This is a genomic window from Oceanobacillus timonensis (assembly GCF_900166635.1).
Taxonomy (GTDB): Bacteria; Bacillota; Bacilli; order Bacillales; family Amphibacillaceae; genus Oceanobacillus; species Oceanobacillus timonensis.
The window spans coordinates 3198651-3215255 of the sequence record NZ_LT800497.1 but is presented as its reverse complement, the minus strand read 5'-3'; the positions used below and the strand labels follow the sequence as shown (position 1 = coordinate 3215255).

The following is a 16605-nucleotide window of genomic DNA, read 5'->3' as shown; positions in this document are numbered from 1 at the left end:
AATAAGAAAAGAAGCTGTCGTAAAATGCATACCATGTATTTTACGACAGCTTCTTTTTGGAAATTCTGTTTTTGTTTTCAAGTAACTAGTTCGTATCTGATGCCTCTTCCACTAGCATTCTTGCGGTAGGTAAGGCTTCTAGTCTTTCTTTAGGAATGGGCTTGCCGGATTTTTCACTTAATCCGTACGTGCCTTCTTCTATTTTTTGCAGGGCATGGTCAATTTCATGCAAATCATCTTGCCGCATATACTCCAGACTTGCATCCCGTTCCTGTTCAAATTGTTCTGTGCCTAAATCAGCCGGATGATTATTAACCGTTACTGCAGCGAGTTCATCTTCCTGGTTGTCAGCTGACTCGGTATACGATTCGGCTTCTTTTTTCATTTCCAACAGTTGTTTCTTGAAAAAAGTAATATCTTTTTCAGTTAAATGTTTCGCTTGCATGATTACCATCCTTTCCATTGAGTTGCACCCATTGCTTACAGAAAACCGGAAATCAATAAAGAGACACCTAAGAGCAGACCATATATGGTATTGGTTTTCCCAGTGTTTTTCATAGCCAGCATCATGTCAATAGCCTGTGTTTTCCCCTTAAATCCTTTAATCACACCGATAGCCGGAAGAGCACTTAATAAAGTAAGGAATGACCATACAGGGAGAATACCGATTAAAATCAGTATGATGGTTATTGCGAAAGCTGCAATAAATAAAACAGCAAGCAGTTTAATGGATTTTGGTCTGCCGAGAAGTACCGCTATGGTTTTTCTTCCGCCTCTTTTATCTCCGTCCCGATCCCGGATATTGTTGGCAAAGTTAATGCACCCGATAAATATTGTTACTGGGATAGAAATCCAAATCATTTCCATCGTAACAGCAGAGGTCTGAATATAATAGGTAATTCCGATAATCACTGAACCCATCAGGACTCCGGAGAATAATTCTCCAAACGGGGTATAGGAAATCGGAATAGGACCCCCAGTATATAAATAACCGATTGCCATACAAAATAAACCAATAATTGCAATCCACCAGCTGGAAACAATACATATGTAGACGCCGATGCCAATGGATATAGCATAAAAAATAAGGGCAATATTACGAATCCGCTCCGGGTGCATCCCGTCACGCACAATGGAACCGCCGATGCCGACGGACTGATCGTTATCTAATCCGCGCACGAAATCATAGTATTCATTAAACATATTGGTAGCTGCCTGAATAAGTAACGAAGCAATCATCATAGCCAAAAACAGCAGCCAATCGATGGTTCCTTCATTAAAAGCAATCATTGTCCCGACAAAAACGGGAACAAAGGAAGCAGTCAGTGTATGGGGGCGCATTAATCGCCACCATTTATGAAAACCTTCCCGTTCGTTCAATAATTCTTTTATATCAGCTGTATCGTTTGTCGTCATTATGGGCTTCCTCCTAAAAAACTATATCGTATTTATTTTAGTGAAGTGGGGGGAGCGTGTCAAACCCATCATTAGGATATTTTGATTTTCAATACACAAATCATTTTACGATTTCTATAAGCAGTAAAAAAGAGTAGCCCTAAGCTACTCTTAAAATAGGTGAATTAATAATAATAAGTTGACTCAATCCCTAATAAAACTCCAAAAATTCCGCACGCAATGGCTGATATAATAATAATCGTCCCGTGTGTTTTATTAACTTTTCTATGTAAATATCCAAAAATTGCTGCACCGCCAGCAAATAAAATGGGAAAGAACAGAATGGAAAGACCAGCAAAAACCCAACCTAAAATGGCATATACATTTCCGCCGCTATTCGCATTCTGATTCTTAACGGGTTCAGAAGAATCATTTACTGACGCAACATTTAATGGGTTGCCACATGAATTACAAAATTTAGCACTTTCATCGTTTTCTTTACCACATTGAGAACAAAAAGGCATTAGGTGTCCCCCTTTTTTCAAGTTATTCAAAATCATTAAAATGAATATAAATATCTAGATTATTATAAAAGTAATGCCATTTTATAATAATCAGTAAAATGGTTTATGTCAAGTTCTCTTGAGGAGATAAATAGGTCTTTATCGACTGTAAAACAGGGAAGAATAACTGATTTTTATGAACTAGTAGGCTTTTCTTGAGAAAGTAACAAAAAGGGCATAAAATAAGAGGGGATAATAAAAAATACCTGTCTCATAAACGAGAGGATATTCAAACACTGCGCTAACAGCGTGTTATTTTTAGCGCAGTGTTTGAACACGTATGATTACGGAGGTTTATCATCATGATGGAAGTAAAAGAAAAACAGTTTACAGCTGATTTGGAGGCTGCTATGCAATCTGTTCAGACAGATCAGCACGAAAGACTGTTTAGCTACACGGAAAAAATAAATCAGGCTTCTTTATATAGATTTTTAGAAAAAGCAGGTGAGTTGAAATTTCCGCGCACATTTTGGTCGAGCGCAGACGAAGATTTTCAAATGGCGGGAGCAGGGCATGCAGTGGAGCTGTCTGTAGATGCTTCTAAAAATCGCTACCAGCAAGTAGAGGAGGATTGGAATGCATTATTAAAAAATGCTGTTATTTCTAATCCGTACCACACGTCAGGAACTGGCGTTGTGGCGATGGGAGGTTTTTCATTTGATCCGTTAAAACCGCAGACCAAACTATGGGAGAATTTCCCGAGTAACCATTTCTCTATTCCAAATTATATTTTAACGCAAACAGATGGTAATTATTACCTTACTACAAATCGTCTCCTTATTCCAGGGGAGGAGGATGAAACGGTACGGGAAGAATTGCAAAAGCATCGTCAGACGTTATTGGATCAAACGGTTTACCAAGAAAGTACGCATGTATTGCGTGTGCAAAGTAAAAAGGAAATAGCACCGGAACAATGGAAAGAAACCATACAAAAAGCAACGAACGTCATGAAACATACAACAATTGATAAAATTGTTCTTGCTAGAGAAGTGCGCCTTCGTTTTCACCAGTCAGCAAACATTCCAGACATTCTGAACCGTCTTGTAGACACCCAATCCAATTCCTATGTATTTGCCTATGAAATGGGAGAGGATTGTTTTCTTGGAGCTACGCCAGAACGTCTTGTGAAAGTAAAAGGGGAGGACGTATTGTCTACCTGTTTGGCTGGCACGGCACCGCGCGGTAACACGATGGAAGAAGATGAGGCAATAGCGAACCATCTTTTTGAAGATCCGAAGAACCGGGAAGAGCATGATTACGTTGTGCAGATGATCCGAAGTACCATGGAAGCATATTGTACAGATGTTACCGTTCCGGATGAACCGGCTGTGCATCAATATAAAACGTTGCAGCATTTATATACGCCGGTACGTGCAAAGCTGAAAAAGAATCATCACATTTTTTCTATTATCAGCGGGCTTCATCCGACACCGGCATTAGGAGGAACGCCGAGAGAGGATGCGTTGGCATTTATCCGTGACAATGAACTGTTGGACCGGGGCTGGTATGGAGCGCCCATCGGCTGGGTGGACAGTAATAAGCACGGTGAGTTTGCAGTTGCTTTACGTTCTGCGTTGGTACAACAAGATGAGGCTTCCTTGTTTGCGGGCTGTGGAATTGTGGAAGATTCCATTCCTGAGAGTGAATATGAAGAAACAAAAATTAAGTTAATGCCGATGTTATCTGTTTTAGGAGTGGATTAGAAAAATGAATTACACAGAGAGTTTAACACGTTATACTGCCAATTTTATTGATGAGCTGGAAGGGAACGGAATGACAGATGTTGTCATTTCGCCTGGTTCCAGATCTACTCCCTTAGCACTGACATTCCGAGAGCATCCTTCTATCAAGGATTGGATTGTGATTGATGAACGTTCAGCCGGTTTTTTTGCTTTGGGATTAGCGAAAAAAACCAATCGGCCGGTTGCCTTAGTATGTACATCTGGTACAGCTGCAGCGAATTATTATCCTGCGGTTGTGGAAGCTTTTTACAGCAGGGTGCCGCTTTTGGTTTTGACAGCGGATCGTCCGCATGAATTGCGTCAAGTTGGCGCCCCTCAAGCTATTGAGCAAATCAAAATGTATGGGGATTACGTCAAATGGTTTCATGAAATGGCGGTCCCAGAAGCAACACCGCAGATGCTTGGGTATGCGCGCCGAAAAGCAGCACAGGCATTTGCATACACAGAACAAACGAACAAAGGCCCTGTCCAAGTGAATTTCCCATTTAGGGAACCACTTGCTCCGGATTTCACGCTTCCGGATATATGGAATACAGAAGCAGATACCAAGCGTACGGGGATGAACAGAATAGAAGGCATCAAACATTTGGCCGATGAACAGATAGAAGAACTAGCAGCCCTTTTCAACTCTTCCCAAAAAGGACTCCTTGTCTGCGGTCCGGAGATGAATGGGGATTTTGCTGCGTCTGTATGTCAATTAGCTCAAAGCTGGAATATTCCTGTTTTGGCAGATCCGTTATCCCAGCTGCGGACAGGCAGCCATGAAAAAAGCCATGTCATCGAAGCGTATGATGCTTTTTTGCGTGATGCGGAAATACGAGCACAATTGCAGCCGGATTATATCATTCGTTTTGGAGCCATGCCTGTATCAAAAGCGTATTTATTTTTTGTGAAAGAACATCATGCTATTCCGCAGTTTGTGGTAGAGGAGGACGAAGGTTTTCGTGATCCTACCGGGAATGATACAGCCTACATCTATACTGATCCAAAGCAGTTATGTCAGCAATTAATCGCAAAAGCGCCAGGTGAACAACATCATGGATCATGGTTACAAGAATGGCAAACATACAATAACATCGCGAAGCATCATTTGTTATCAGGAGAAGAAATGCAAATAACAGAAGGGGAAGCTGTCCGCGGAATCGCGGAGGTTATTCCTGATAATACAACACTCTATGTCGGAAACAGTATGGCTGTCCGTGATGTTGACAGCTTTTTTATGGCGTCTTCTAAACCAGTTTCCATTCTCTGCAACAGAGGAGCGAATGGGATTGACGGTGTGATTTCCAGCGCCATTGGAGCATCTGCTGCCGGAACAAGCGTAACCCTCCTGATTGGGGACCTATCCTTTTTCCATGATATGAACGGACTGCTGGCAGCAAAACAATATCAGCTGCCGATTACGATTGTACTTGTCAATAATAATGGGGGCGGCATTTTTTCCTATCTGCCGCAAGCAAATGATAAAAAGCATTTTGAAGCCATTTTTGGTACACCGGCTGATTTACCCTTTGAAAAGGCAGGCGATTTATATGGCGCTGATTACACTGTTGCTTCAACGGAAAGTGCATTAAAAACACAGCTGCAGCACAGCTATCAGCAGTCAGGTTTATCTATCATTGAAATAAAAACGGACCGTGATGAAAATACGCGCTGGCATCGGGATAAATGGGACCGTATTATGACAGAGATAAAAGAGGGTTGGCAATGAGTGCAGATGGCTTGCAGTATGAAATCATCGGCAAGGGAGAACCTATCCTGTTTCTGCATGGTTTTACCGGGACACGTGAGACATGGCGAGAGGTCAGTTCCTGCTTCCACAATTATCAATGTATTCTTGTTGATTTACCAGGGCATGGGGAAACGGGCAGTCCTATTACGTCCATGAAAGATTGCTGTTCCTTGCTGGCAGCGCTGGTGGACCAATTAGGAATAAGTCAAACCCATGTGGTCGGTTATTCGATGGGGGGAAGAACGGCGTTAAGCTTTGCCATGTATTATCCGGAGTATATTGCTTCGCTGGTATTAGAGAGTGCTTCGCCGGGATTAGGGGAGGAATCTGCCCGGCAGGAACGAAAAGAAAAAGATGAGCAATTGGCTAGGCGTATTCTAGAAAAAGGCGTCGAGGAATTTGTGAATAATTGGCAGGAACTTCCTTTATTTGCTACCCAAAAGCAATTGCCGGACAAGGCGCAAAGAAAAATCCGGAAAGAGCGCCTTTCTCAGAATGCGGAAGGTTTGGCGATGTCTCTCCATACGATGGGAACAGGAGCTCAGGCCTGCTGGTGGGATGATTTGTCACAGCTCCCGCATCCTACGTTACTTATTGCTGGAGAAGAAGATGAAAAATTTGTAGCTATGAATCAAAAAATGCAGGCTGCAATTCCACAGGCTACCTTTCTTATTTGTCCCGACGCGGGTCATGCTGTTCATGTGGAAAAATCGCGAAACTTTGGTAAAATGGTAAATGGGTTCTTGAGTAAAAATCATATTGATATTACGAGATAAACCATTAGTTCGAAAGGAGTCATAAAACATGACAGTAGAATGGAAAAAAGTAAAGAACTTTGAAGAAATTATCTATGAAAAATATAACGGTATTGCAAAAGTAACGATTAATCGTCCGGAAAAACGGAATGCTTTTACGCCAAATACCGTAAATGAAATGATTGCTGCTTTTACGGATGCACGGGACGATTCGTCTATCGGTGTCATCGTGTTGGCAGGAGAAGGAGAGAAAGCATTTTGTTCCGGCGGAGATCAGTCCGTCCGCGGTCACGGCGGTTATGTCGGCGGCGATGAAGTTCCACGTTTGAATGTTCTTGATCTCCAGCGTCTAATCCGTACGATTCCAAAACCAGTGATTGCCATGGTATCCGGATACGCTATCGGCGGCGGACACGTCCTTCATGTTGTTTGTGATTTAACAATTGCAGCAGATAATGCGATTTTCGGGCAAACCGGACCAAAAGTGGGCAGCTTTGATGCTGGCTACGGTGCTGGCTATTTAGCTCGTATGGTAGGGCATAAACGTGCTCGTGAAATTTGGTATTTATGCCGTCAGTATAATGCTGAAGAAGCGTATGACATGGGCTTGGTAAATACGGTAGTGCCTTTAGATAAATTAGAAGAAGAAACATTGCAATGGTGCGAAGAAATCTTAGAAAAATCACCGATGGCTTTACGTTTCTTGAAAGCATCTTTCAATGCAGATACCGATGGCTTAGCCGGTCTGCAACAGCTTGGCGGAGATGCGACACTGCTTTATTATACAACCGATGAAGCAAAAGAAGGCAGAGATGCCTTTAAAGAAAAAAGAAAACCGAACTTCAAACAGTTCCCAAGATTCCCTTAAGATAATGTTTGATTAAATATATTTTAAGTGGACAGTGAAGAAACCTTTGCCAATCGTGCAAAGGTTTCTTTTCGCAAAGAAAGGAATATACAAAAGAAACTAACAACGATGGAGGAAGCAAAATGTGTACAGTAATTCCCCATTGGCTTGATAAACAAGCTGATTTATCGCCGAATGACATCGCGGTGGAGTTAAAAGATGGAACAACGGTCACCTTTAGCCGGCTGGCTGAAAAAAGCAGAGAAAAAGCAAGAAAGCTTGCTGCTGCTGATGTGAAAAAAGGAGATCATGTTGCGATTCTTTCAGGCAACAGTATAGAAATGATGGAGACTATCCATGCATGCAGTTACCTGGGAGCTGTCGTTGTGCTGTTGAACATGCGCTTAACTGCCTTTGAAATGGAGCAGCAGATGCAGGATGCAGAAGTGATGCTTCTTATTACAGAAACAGAAACAAGGGAACTGAGCACTTGCAGGCAGTTGACGTTTGAACAGCTGCAGGAATTGGAAATTTCCCGGGAGGTCCAACTTATAGAAGAAATGGACCTGTCCCAGGTATTTACGATGATGTATACATCCGGCACATCCGGTTTTCCGAAAGCAGTTCAGCATACGTATGGAAATCACTGGTGGAGTGCAACAAGTTCCAGTTTAAATTTCGGGCAGCATCATGATGATAAATGGCTGATTCCTTTGCCACTGTTTCATGTGAGCGGTTTGTCTACCATGTTAAAAGGTATCATATACGGCATGCCGATTTATTTACTGGAAAAATTCGAGGTAGAAGAGGTGCATCATGCGATGATGCATAAGCAAGTAACCATGGCCTCGGTCGTAACAGTGATGTTGCAGCGTCTTGTAAATTATCTCGGAGATGCAAGTTATCCGGAAGCTTTCCGCTGCATGCTGCTTGGGGGAGGACCTGCTCCGGAAACGTTATTGCAGCAAACGAAAGAAAAACAAATCCCGGTGTTTCAATCCTATGGCATGACGGAAACAGCTTCCCAAATTGTTACTTTAAGCCCAAAAGATGCACTCCGTAAAGTTGGCTCAGCAGGAAAACCGCTTTTTCCGGCGCAATTAACCATACGCGGAAAACAGGCGGGCGAAGTGGGAGAGATTCTTGTCAAAGGTCCAATGGTAACAACGGGCTATTTTAACCGGCCCAAGGCGAATGAACAAACATTTTCAAATGGCTGGCTGGCAACTGGAGATATGGGGTACCTTGATGAGGAAGGTTTTTTATATGTGGTTGACCGCCGCAGTGATCTGATTATTTCCGGCGGTGAAAATGTGTACCCATCTGAAATTGAAAATGTCCTGCTGCAGATGGAAGGAATCCTTGAAGCGGGAGTAACCGGTAAAAAAGACCCGGAATGGGGAGAAGTGCCGGTTGCATTTGTAGTCGCGGATGATAGTCTAACCACGGATGCCATGCTTTCCTTTTTAAGAGACAGACTGGCACGATATAAACAGCCGAAGGAAATCTATATAACAGACGAATTGCCGAGGAATGCAGCGAATAAATTAGTCCGGCATGCGTTAAAGAAGTACGTTTAAGTGCTTGTTCTGCACGATGAAAAATAACGGATTTTAATAAAGAAATAGGGTTCAACACTAAAATTCATGGTTGCTACTATCAAAATGTAGCTCATTTGTGCCCCTTAAATTTTGGTGAAGGCCCAGAAATGTTTCAGGAAAAAATAGGTTTAGCTCTTTTTTATGACGGGTAGCCCTATACTATACCGTATAGAGAGGAGCAAAAATCAATGGAAAACTTTATGAATGATTATTTTTCAGCTAGTTTTTGGACAGGGGTTCAAAATGTCATTATAGCTCTTGTTGTCCTTCTTATCGTTTGGCTTATCGCAAAATGGATCAGTAATATGGTAGCTAAAGCATTAAAAAATACAAAATGGGACGATAAATTATTTAATCGGTTCCGATTAAAAGAAGAACCGGTTCAATCGGATAAGATTATCTCCAAAGCAGTTTATTACATATTGCTGCTTGTAGGTTTCATCTTATTCTTTAATATCCTTAACATGTCGATGATTGCGAATCCTTTATCGGATTTGATCTCTACATTCTTAAATTTTATCCCGGCAGTCATTAAGGCAGCTTTAATTTTATTACTGGCTTGGATTATTGCGACCATTGCGCAATGGCTGATTGTAGAAGGAAGTAAGAAATTACGCATTCAGCGCCTGTTTTCCAAGGCAGGCATTGCGGATTCCGAAGAAGGGATTCGTAAAACAATTGAATCAGCAGGTAAATTCGCTTTTTACCTTATCTTGCTGTTATTTATTCCTGGAATCCTGCAGGCTTTAAATATCCAAGGGGTTGCCGAACCATTCAGCGGTTTGCTGTCGACGATATTGAACTTTATTCCTAAACTTGCTGCTGCTGTACTTATTTTTGCAGTAGGCTGGTTTGTCGGCAAAATTGTCCGTAGTATCGTAACGAATTTATTAGAAGCAGCAGGAACAGAAAAATGGATTCAGAAATTAAAATTATCCAATGTGTTTGAAGGGACATCTTTTGCAAAATTTGTCGGAAACATTGTATTTATCCTTATTCTGATTCCGATTACGATCTCTGCTCTGGAACAATTGGAGCTGGCAGGAATTACAGAACCGGCAGTCGGCATGTTGCACAATGTCGTGCAAATGATTCCGAATATCTTGATTGCTATCGGTTTAATCCTGGTTGGAATCTGGTTAGGTAAGCTGATTGGCGAATTTACAGGAGATTATCTTGGTAAATTAGGATTCAATCGTTTTGTATCTACCATCAGCAACAATAAAATGCTTGATCAATCAAAATGGACACCGTCTTATATTGCCGGATATATTGTACAGATTTTAATTGTGTTTTTCTTAACCGTACAAGCGCTGTATATTATCCAGCTGGATTTCCTTGTAGGTATTGCTACGGCAATTACTGCGTATCTGCCGAATGTGTTGGCAGCTGTGCTGATTTTAGGTGTTGCCCTGCTACTTGCTTCGATGGTGCAAAAAGTACTGTTGCATTTGTTAAACGGGCCTGCTTCAGCTGCACTTGCAGGTTTTGCAAAGTATAGTATTTTAATTCTTGCAGCCTTTATGGCCGTATCGCAGTTAGGTATTGCTTCCACCATTGTGAACAGCGCATTTATCCTGCTACTGGCAGCATTGGCATTAGCGTTTGGCCTTGCATTTGGTTTGGGAGGAAAAGATTTTGCAGGAAAATACTTGCAGAAATTTGATAAAACAATTGATAATACGTCCATTAATCAGGAACAGCAATCACAAGATGATAACGATTATCAAGAATAAAAGCGAAAAAAAGCGTGTACGCCGTGTTTGGTGTACATGCTTTTTTGTGTTGGATGAATCGGACTACTAACAGCCCGTTTGCACTGTTTTAAAACACGTCAGCGGTGTTTATTTTCTGTTTTTGAGGAGAATATAAGCGGGAGGTGATGATATTGGATAAACAAAAATATTTTATCAGTGTCGGACAAGGGGAGATTTCCCGGATTCCGTATCAAGGGAATGACGATTTTGTAATTTACGCAACTGCCGAAGAGATATTAATGCTGCGCAGAAAATTTGAAGGATTGCATGAAGCCAGTTTTGACAGTTATAAGCGTACTCATATTCCTTTTGTGCCGTATCATCTGGATACTGCCAACGACGTATATGATGATACGATGGCCGGTGTATATCAAACATTATATGATTTGGGTGATGAAAATACGAAAGACCATATCCGGACAATGGGAATATTAGGGGAAGAATAAGAAGCGGGCTTATTCGCCCTGCTAAAATGCTTGTTGGTTGAATGTATCAGGTTGTTACTCGCTGTAAGGTTCCCGCTAAGAAATGTTATGGGTCGTTATTTCTTAACGTGGGAATCTTGCAGTTAGTTATATGGTGGAAAAATAGTACTTTCATAAAACAAGGTTTAAGTAATAATCTAAAAAGGTATAGTAATATAAAGAAAAATCAGAAATATCATACGTTTCATTGACTGAAATCGATTTTTAAAATGGGAAACAGAGATTCAGAAAGGGAGTGCTGTATATGAGAAAGCTCGCTTTAGTTCTTTGTTTTATGGTGATGATAGCAATGATTTTTTCCATTACTGTATCGGAAGAACCCCCTGTACAGAACGATAATCAAATGGACGCCTCCGCTATGGATGGAGAAGCGATGCAGCCGGATAAAGAAGAGGTTATTCGTGTAATGATTGGATTAGAAAACACACTAAAGCAAGATGCAGATGATTCGTATAAGCTGAAAGATTACGCTACAGAACAAGAACTGATAGATGCTTTTGAAGCATACACCACACCAGAATTGGCCAAGGAATTTGTGGATTACTACTTCCAGGCAGAGGCAGATGGTGTATATGTTATTCCAACACAAACAGAGCCATGGTTTCAAGAAGAAAATGAATATGATATGATAAATATATCGAAACACTCCGTACAAATTGTACAGGAGAATGAAAATGACATGGTTGGAAGTTACACTCTTGCAGTGGAGATGACACTTCAAAACGGCTGGAAAATTCAAGATATCAGTTATAAATGATGACAGCCCCGTGGGAAAGTAGTGGAAGAAGTGAACGTTTTTAAAGATTATTATAATAATACCGTACAATTATCTTTTTTAGATCATCCATTTTCAAAAAATCCGAAGCACGTATGGGTTATCTGCAGATATAAAGATAAGTGGCTGTTAACGGATCATAAGGAAAGAGGAATCGAGTTTCCTGGCGGGAAGGTAGAAACAGGAGAAACAGCAGATCAGGCTGCAGTCCGGGAAGTCATGGAGGAAACCGGGGCAACGGTGAAAAAGCTTCATTATATTGGCCAATATAAAGTGGACGGGCGTTATGAAACAGTGATTAAAAATGTCTACTTTGCTGAAATCGAAGAACTTATTCCCCAGCCTACTTACTATGAAACGAACGGTCCGGTACTCCTGAAAAAAATACCGGGGAATATAAAACGAAAAACAGATTTCAGTTTTATTATGAAGGATGCCGTATTGGAATCGTGCTTGCTCCGGATAAAAAAATCATATGTATGAAAATAGCAGACAGGCCGAACGCTGTCTGCTATTTACGTATTAACATCTTTTCAATTTTTTCTACCGTTTTATACATAATCGCTGCCAAGATAGCAATGATTACCAGACTCGACATCACAAGTGTGAAATCAAATACTTGGAAGCCGTAAATAATTAAATAACCCAACCCTTGCTTGGAAACTAAATATTCTCCGACAATAACGCCTACCCAGGAAAGCCCGACATTCACCTTTAAAGTGGAAATAATCGCTGGTAACGAGGCTGGAAAGACAGCTTCTTTAAAGCATTGCCACTTGGATGCATCGAAACTTTGCAGTACTTTTAAATAATTCTGGTCGACTTCGTTAAAGGATGCAAATACAACAAGCGTTGTCACAATCACAGAGATAATAAAACCCATCGCAATAATCGATAAATAACCGGGCCCGAGAGCTACGATAAGTATAGGTCCGAGAGCCACTTTGGGCATGGCATTAAAAACCACGAGATAAGGGTCCATGACTTTTGCAAAACGATGGAAGCTCCAGAGTAAGGAAGCGATGATAATCCCGGCGATGGTGCCAATCAAAAAGCCAAGGATGGTTTCAAACAGCGTAATTTGGATATGACCGAGTAAGGAGCCTTCCAGAATTCTGCTCCATATAGACGCGAAGACACGGCTGGGAGAACTGAACAGCAGCGGGTCTATCCAATAAAATCTGCTTGCAACCTCCCACAGTGTAAAAAACAGAATCAGAATAGATAACTGCCAGGTCAGAACGATCTTTGCTTCTCTTTTTAATTTTTGCTGATAGATGGCAAATAACTTAGGACCGTTCATAAGCATCCTCCTCTTGAGGGATCATGCTGTGTTTTTCCTGATCCAAGTCTGCCCAGATTTTATCAAAGAGACGACTGTATTTTGGATGCTTTCTTGCAAGAAAAGGTGATTCATCGCGTAATTCTACAGGCACATCATAAATCTTTTGGATAGCACCTGGATGAGAGGACATCAGAATAATCCGGTCACTCATCGAGATGGCTTCTCCAATATCATGCGTTACCAGTACTGCTGTTTTTTGATAAGCTTTCAGTAAATCAGATACTAATACCTCCAATTTTAATTTTGTCTGAAAATCCAAGGCGGAAAATGGTTCATCCAATAAAAGAATTTCCGGCTCGGTAATGAGTGTTCTGATTAATGCTGCACGCTGCCGCATTCCACCCGATAATTCCCCTGGATACTTATCAGCAACATTCTCTAAACCAACCTCTTCCAGCAATGCAATAGCGTGCTGCTTGATGTTCGCTGCTTGCTTTTTCCTGACTTTCGGTCCAATCAGTACATTATCAATAATGCTTTTCCAAGGGAATAGATAATCCTGCTGCAGCATATAACCGATTTCTACCTCACTGATCTCCATTTTTTCTCCTTTTATTAGAATATTACCTTCTGCCGGCTGAAGCATTCCGGAGATAAGCGAAAGCAACGTTGATTTTCCGCAGCCGCTTGGTCCAAGTAAAGAAACAAATTCATTTTTTTGTACAGAGAAAGAAATATGGTGTAATGCTTCCGTATACTGCTTCTTGGAAAAGTAATAATGCGATACGCCGTCTAACGTAAGATAAGACATGATTCCCCTCCTTTATTCCCCGATAATCTGCTCAGCGTATTCGGTATTGACCAATTCTTCATAAGGGGCATCTCCAGGGAGTTCGCCGGCTTCATCCATAATATCTTTTAGATTTTCCCATGCTTCTTCTTCCAGTACTGGGGAGGTTGCAAAGGATCCTTGCTGTTTATAGCGGTCAATCGCATTGGCAAGCATTTCGACATCTGTATCTTCAAAATACGGTTCTACGACTTTAGCAATTTCTAAGGAATCTGTTTCCTCTACCCATTGCTGTGCTTTATAAATAGCTCTGGTAAATGCTGCAACCGTTTCTTCTTCTTCATCGAGGAAACTTTGCTTTGCCATGAAGACCGTGTATGGTACTTTGCCGGATTCTTCTCCGAAAGAGGCAACAATCTCTCCTTGGCCATTTGCTTCAAAAATGCTGGCTGTCGGTTCAAATAGCTGGACATATTGATAATCCCCGCTGGCAAAAGCACCTGGTATGTTCGCAAAATCAATATTCTGAACGAGATTTAAATCTTGATGCGGATCAATATCATGCTGTTTTAGCACATATTCCCCGACCATCTGCGGCATCCCGCCAACACGCTGACCGAGAAATTCACTATCACGTAAATCATTCCATTCAAAGTCTTCATCCGTTTCTTTGGCTACTAAAAAGGTACCGTCCGTTTGCGTTAACTGTGCAAAATTGACAGCGTAATCCCGGGAGTCCTGGGCATAAACATAGATGGACGTTTCGGAACCGACCAGGGCGATATCTGCGCTGTCGGATAACAGTGTGGTCATGGTCGTATCTCCACCCCATGTGGTCTGTAAATTCACTTCGAGCCCTTCTTCTTCAAAGAAACCTTTTTCTAAAGCAACATATTGCGGTGCGTAAAAAATAGAACGAGTGACTTCTGCAAGATCTATTTGAGTCACTTTATTTTGACCACAGGCACTGATGAGAAGCAGTGAACTAATGAGTAAAATGACACAGGAAAGCTTTCTCATGCTAATCTTCCTTTCTCAAATACTGTTCTTGAATATCTTTTATAAATATATGTGCAGGAGAGTGATTGTGTGAATGCCTAGAAAAAGAGAGGGGGTTATGTGCATGTGGCATATAAAAAAGGATAAACTCAAAAATGATGAGTTTATCCTTAAGGAGTAAAGCATATGATTTTATTCCGGACGGTACACTGGTCCAGCTTGGCGAATGGCTTCACTGGCTTCCGTGAATTTCTCAAAATTCATATGGAATTTACCGGCTAATTTTTTAGCTTCTGATTCATAGCTTTCTTTATCGCCCCAAGCATTTTTCGGGACGAGCACTTCATCAGGAACGCCGGGGATGGATGTAGGGATTGCCAATCCGAAAATGTCATCCGTCGTTGTTTCCACATCATTCAATTCACCGATCAAAGCGGAGTGAACCATTGCACGGGTATAAGAAAGTTTCATTCTGCTTCCGACCCCATAGGCGCCGCCAGTCCAGCCTGTGTTAATAAGAAATACATTCACATCAAATGTATCAATTTTTTCACCAAGCATTTCTGCGTATACTGACGGATTTAACGGTAAGAAAGGAGAACCAAAGCACGCTGAAAATGTTGCGACAGGCTGTGTTACACCACGTTCTGTACCAGCCAGTTTACTTGTGTATCCGCTTAAAAAGTGATACATGGCCTGCTCTTTTGACAATTTACTGATTGGCGGCAATGTACCGGAAGCATCCGCTGTCAAAAAGATAATCGTGTTTGGATGACCGGCTACACTTGGTTCTAAGCTGTTATCGATATTTGCTAATGGATAAGCAGCGCGTGTATTTTCTGTTAACGACGTATCGTCATAATCCGGTACGCGTGTATCTTCATTCAATGCCACATTTTCTAGAACAGATCCATAACGGATAGCGTCAAAAATTTGCGGCTCTTTTTCGGCAGATAAGTTGATGCATTTCGCATAACAGCCGCCCTCAATATTGAATACGCCATCTTCGCTCCAGCCATGCTCATCATCCCCGATTAATTGTCTATCCACATCTGCTGATAGTGTCGTTTTCCCAGTTCCGGATAAACCGAAGAATAAAGCGACATCGCCTTCTTCTCCAACATTGGAAGAACAATGCATGGACAGGACATTCTGTTCCGGGAGCAGGAAGTTGGTTATAGAGAAGATGGATTTTTTAATCTCTCCAGCATACTCCGTACCTCCAATAAGCACAATGCGTTGTTCAAAAGAAATGAAAACAAATGCTTCTGAATTTGTGCCGTCCACTTCTGGGTCTGCTTTAAAACCGGGAGCAGAGATAACCGTAAAATCTGCTTCGTGTAATGGTTCCATTTCTTTTTCAGCCGGAATAAATAATTGTCTTGCAAATAAATTATGCCAAGCATACTCGTTAATAACTTGAATAGGCAGCTTATATTTTTCATCTGCGCCAGCGTAGGCTTGAAGATGAAAAATCTCTTCTTTGGTATCTAAATAGGCAATTACTTTGTCAAGCAGCTGGTTGAATACGTTTTCTTCAATGGGCTGGTTAACATTTCCCCAATCTACCTTATCTGCTGATAAAGCATCTTTTACAATAAACTTATCCTTCGGTGAACGGCCTGTGTATTTACCGGTAGTAGCACGGACAGCGCCGGTTGATGTTAATTGTGCTTCATCCCGATGGATAATTTTTTCGATAAGCTGGCCAACAGAATAGTTGCTGTAAATATTTGTTGAAGTGAACTCCTCCAAAAGACTTCTCCGCAATATTTTCATAAAACAATGATTCACTCCTTCTTATAGTGTAAAATGGTTTTATCCTTGAAATTATGTTTATTAGTATAACACATTAAACAGAATAGTCCATACTAATTTA

At 41.3% G+C, this 16605-nt stretch carries 16 protein-coding genes; 9 read left to right on the top strand and 7 right to left on the bottom strand.

What is annotated here, in order from left to right; translation table 11 throughout:
• Positions 1-85 precede the first annotated feature (85 nt).
• The 3 genes from B7E05_RS15695 to B7E05_RS15685 all read right to left on the bottom strand — a co-directional run bounded on the left by B7E05_RS15695 (position 86) and on the right by B7E05_RS15685 (position 1919).
• The gene (locus B7E05_RS15695; protein WP_080875091.1) at positions 86-445 is read right to left on the bottom strand and encodes a TraR/DksA C4-type zinc finger protein; all 360 of its coding nucleotides are present in this window, start codon (positions 443-445) and stop codon (positions 86-88) included.
• A 35-nt stretch (positions 446-480) separates the two neighbouring features.
• Complete coding sequence (locus tag B7E05_RS15690) at positions 481-1416, bottom strand: 1,4-dihydroxy-2-naphthoate polyprenyltransferase (protein ID WP_080875090.1); 936 nt, start codon at positions 1414-1416, stop codon at positions 481-483.
• A gap of 164 nt (positions 1417-1580) precedes the next feature.
• Positions 1581-1919 (bottom strand): zinc ribbon domain-containing protein, encoded by a 339-nt coding sequence (locus B7E05_RS15685; RefSeq protein WP_179134555.1) that lies wholly within the window; start codon positions 1917-1919, stop codon positions 1581-1583.
• A gap of 341 nt (positions 1920-2260) precedes the next feature.
• Here B7E05_RS15685 and B7E05_RS15680 point away from each other — a divergent pair, with 341 nt between their 5' ends.
• From B7E05_RS15680 to ytkD, 9 genes are all read left to right on the top strand, one after another.
• Positions 2261-3661: an isochorismate synthase gene (locus B7E05_RS15680; protein WP_080875088.1), complete on the top strand. Its 1401-nt coding sequence runs from the start codon at positions 2261-2263 to the stop codon at positions 3659-3661.
• A gap of 4 nt (positions 3662-3665) precedes the next feature.
• Positions 3666-5411, top strand: a complete 1746-nt coding sequence (menD, locus tag B7E05_RS15675) for a 2-succinyl-5-enolpyruvyl-6-hydroxy-3-cyclohexene-1-carboxylic-acid synthase (protein ID WP_080875087.1) — start codon at positions 3666-3668, stop codon at positions 5409-5411.
• Positions 5408-6208 (top strand): 2-succinyl-6-hydroxy-2,4-cyclohexadiene-1-carboxylate synthase, encoded by an 801-nt coding sequence (gene menH / locus B7E05_RS15670; RefSeq protein ID WP_080875086.1) that lies wholly within the window; start codon positions 5408-5410, stop codon positions 6206-6208. Before menD ends, menH begins: the two co-directional genes overlap by 4 nt.
• Positions 6209-6236: 28 nt before the next feature.
• Positions 6237-7055: a 1,4-dihydroxy-2-naphthoyl-CoA synthase gene (gene menB, locus B7E05_RS15665; protein WP_080875085.1), complete on the top strand. Its 819-nt coding sequence runs from the start codon at positions 6237-6239 to the stop codon at positions 7053-7055.
• 122 nt (positions 7056-7177) lie between these two features.
• Positions 7178-8614: an o-succinylbenzoate--CoA ligase gene (locus B7E05_RS15660; protein ID WP_080875084.1), complete on the top strand. Its 1437-nt coding sequence runs from the start codon at positions 7178-7180 to the stop codon at positions 8612-8614.
• 209 nt (positions 8615-8823) lie between these two features.
• Positions 8824-10371, top strand: coding sequence for a mechanosensitive ion channel (locus tag B7E05_RS15655; protein ID WP_080875083.1), 1548 nt, complete (start codon positions 8824-8826; stop codon positions 10369-10371).
• Between the two features lie 146 nt (positions 10372-10517).
• Positions 10518-10838 (top strand): hydrolase, encoded by a 321-nt coding sequence (locus B7E05_RS15650; RefSeq protein WP_245833114.1) that lies wholly within the window; start codon positions 10518-10520, stop codon positions 10836-10838.
• 283 nt (positions 10839-11121) lie between these two features.
• Positions 11122-11634, top strand: a complete 513-nt coding sequence (locus B7E05_RS15645) for a hypothetical protein (RefSeq protein ID WP_080875081.1) — start codon at positions 11122-11124, stop codon at positions 11632-11634.
• Positions 11635-11664: 30 nt separating this feature from the next.
• Complete coding sequence (ytkD, locus tag B7E05_RS15640; RefSeq protein ID WP_080876333.1) at positions 11665-12135, top strand: RNA deprotection pyrophosphohydrolase; 471 nt, start codon at positions 11665-11667, stop codon at positions 12133-12135.
• A 28-nt stretch (positions 12136-12163) separates the two neighbouring features.
• Here ytkD and B7E05_RS15635 read toward each other — a convergent pair whose 3' ends face one another.
• The 4 genes from B7E05_RS15635 to pckA all read right to left on the bottom strand — a co-directional run bounded on the left by B7E05_RS15635 (position 12164) and on the right by pckA (position 16505).
• A complete protein-coding gene (locus B7E05_RS15635) occupies positions 12164-12955 on the bottom strand; it encodes an ABC transporter permease (RefSeq protein WP_080875080.1) in 792 nt (263 codons plus the stop codon).
• Entirely contained in the window at positions 12942-13748 is an 807-nt protein-coding gene (locus B7E05_RS15630) for an ABC transporter ATP-binding protein (RefSeq protein ID WP_080875079.1), read from the bottom strand. Before B7E05_RS15630 ends, B7E05_RS15635 begins: the two co-directional genes overlap by 14 nt.
• 12 nt (positions 13749-13760) lie before the next feature.
• Positions 13761-14747, bottom strand: coding sequence for an ABC transporter substrate-binding protein (locus B7E05_RS15625; RefSeq protein ID WP_080875078.1), 987 nt, complete (start codon positions 14745-14747; stop codon positions 13761-13763).
• Between the two features lie 171 nt (positions 14748-14918).
• The gene (gene pckA / locus B7E05_RS15620; RefSeq protein WP_080875077.1) at positions 14919-16505 is read right to left on the bottom strand and encodes a phosphoenolpyruvate carboxykinase (ATP); all 1587 of its coding nucleotides are present in this window, start codon (positions 16503-16505) and stop codon (positions 14919-14921) included.
• Between the last annotated feature and the right edge of the window lie 100 nt (positions 16506-16605).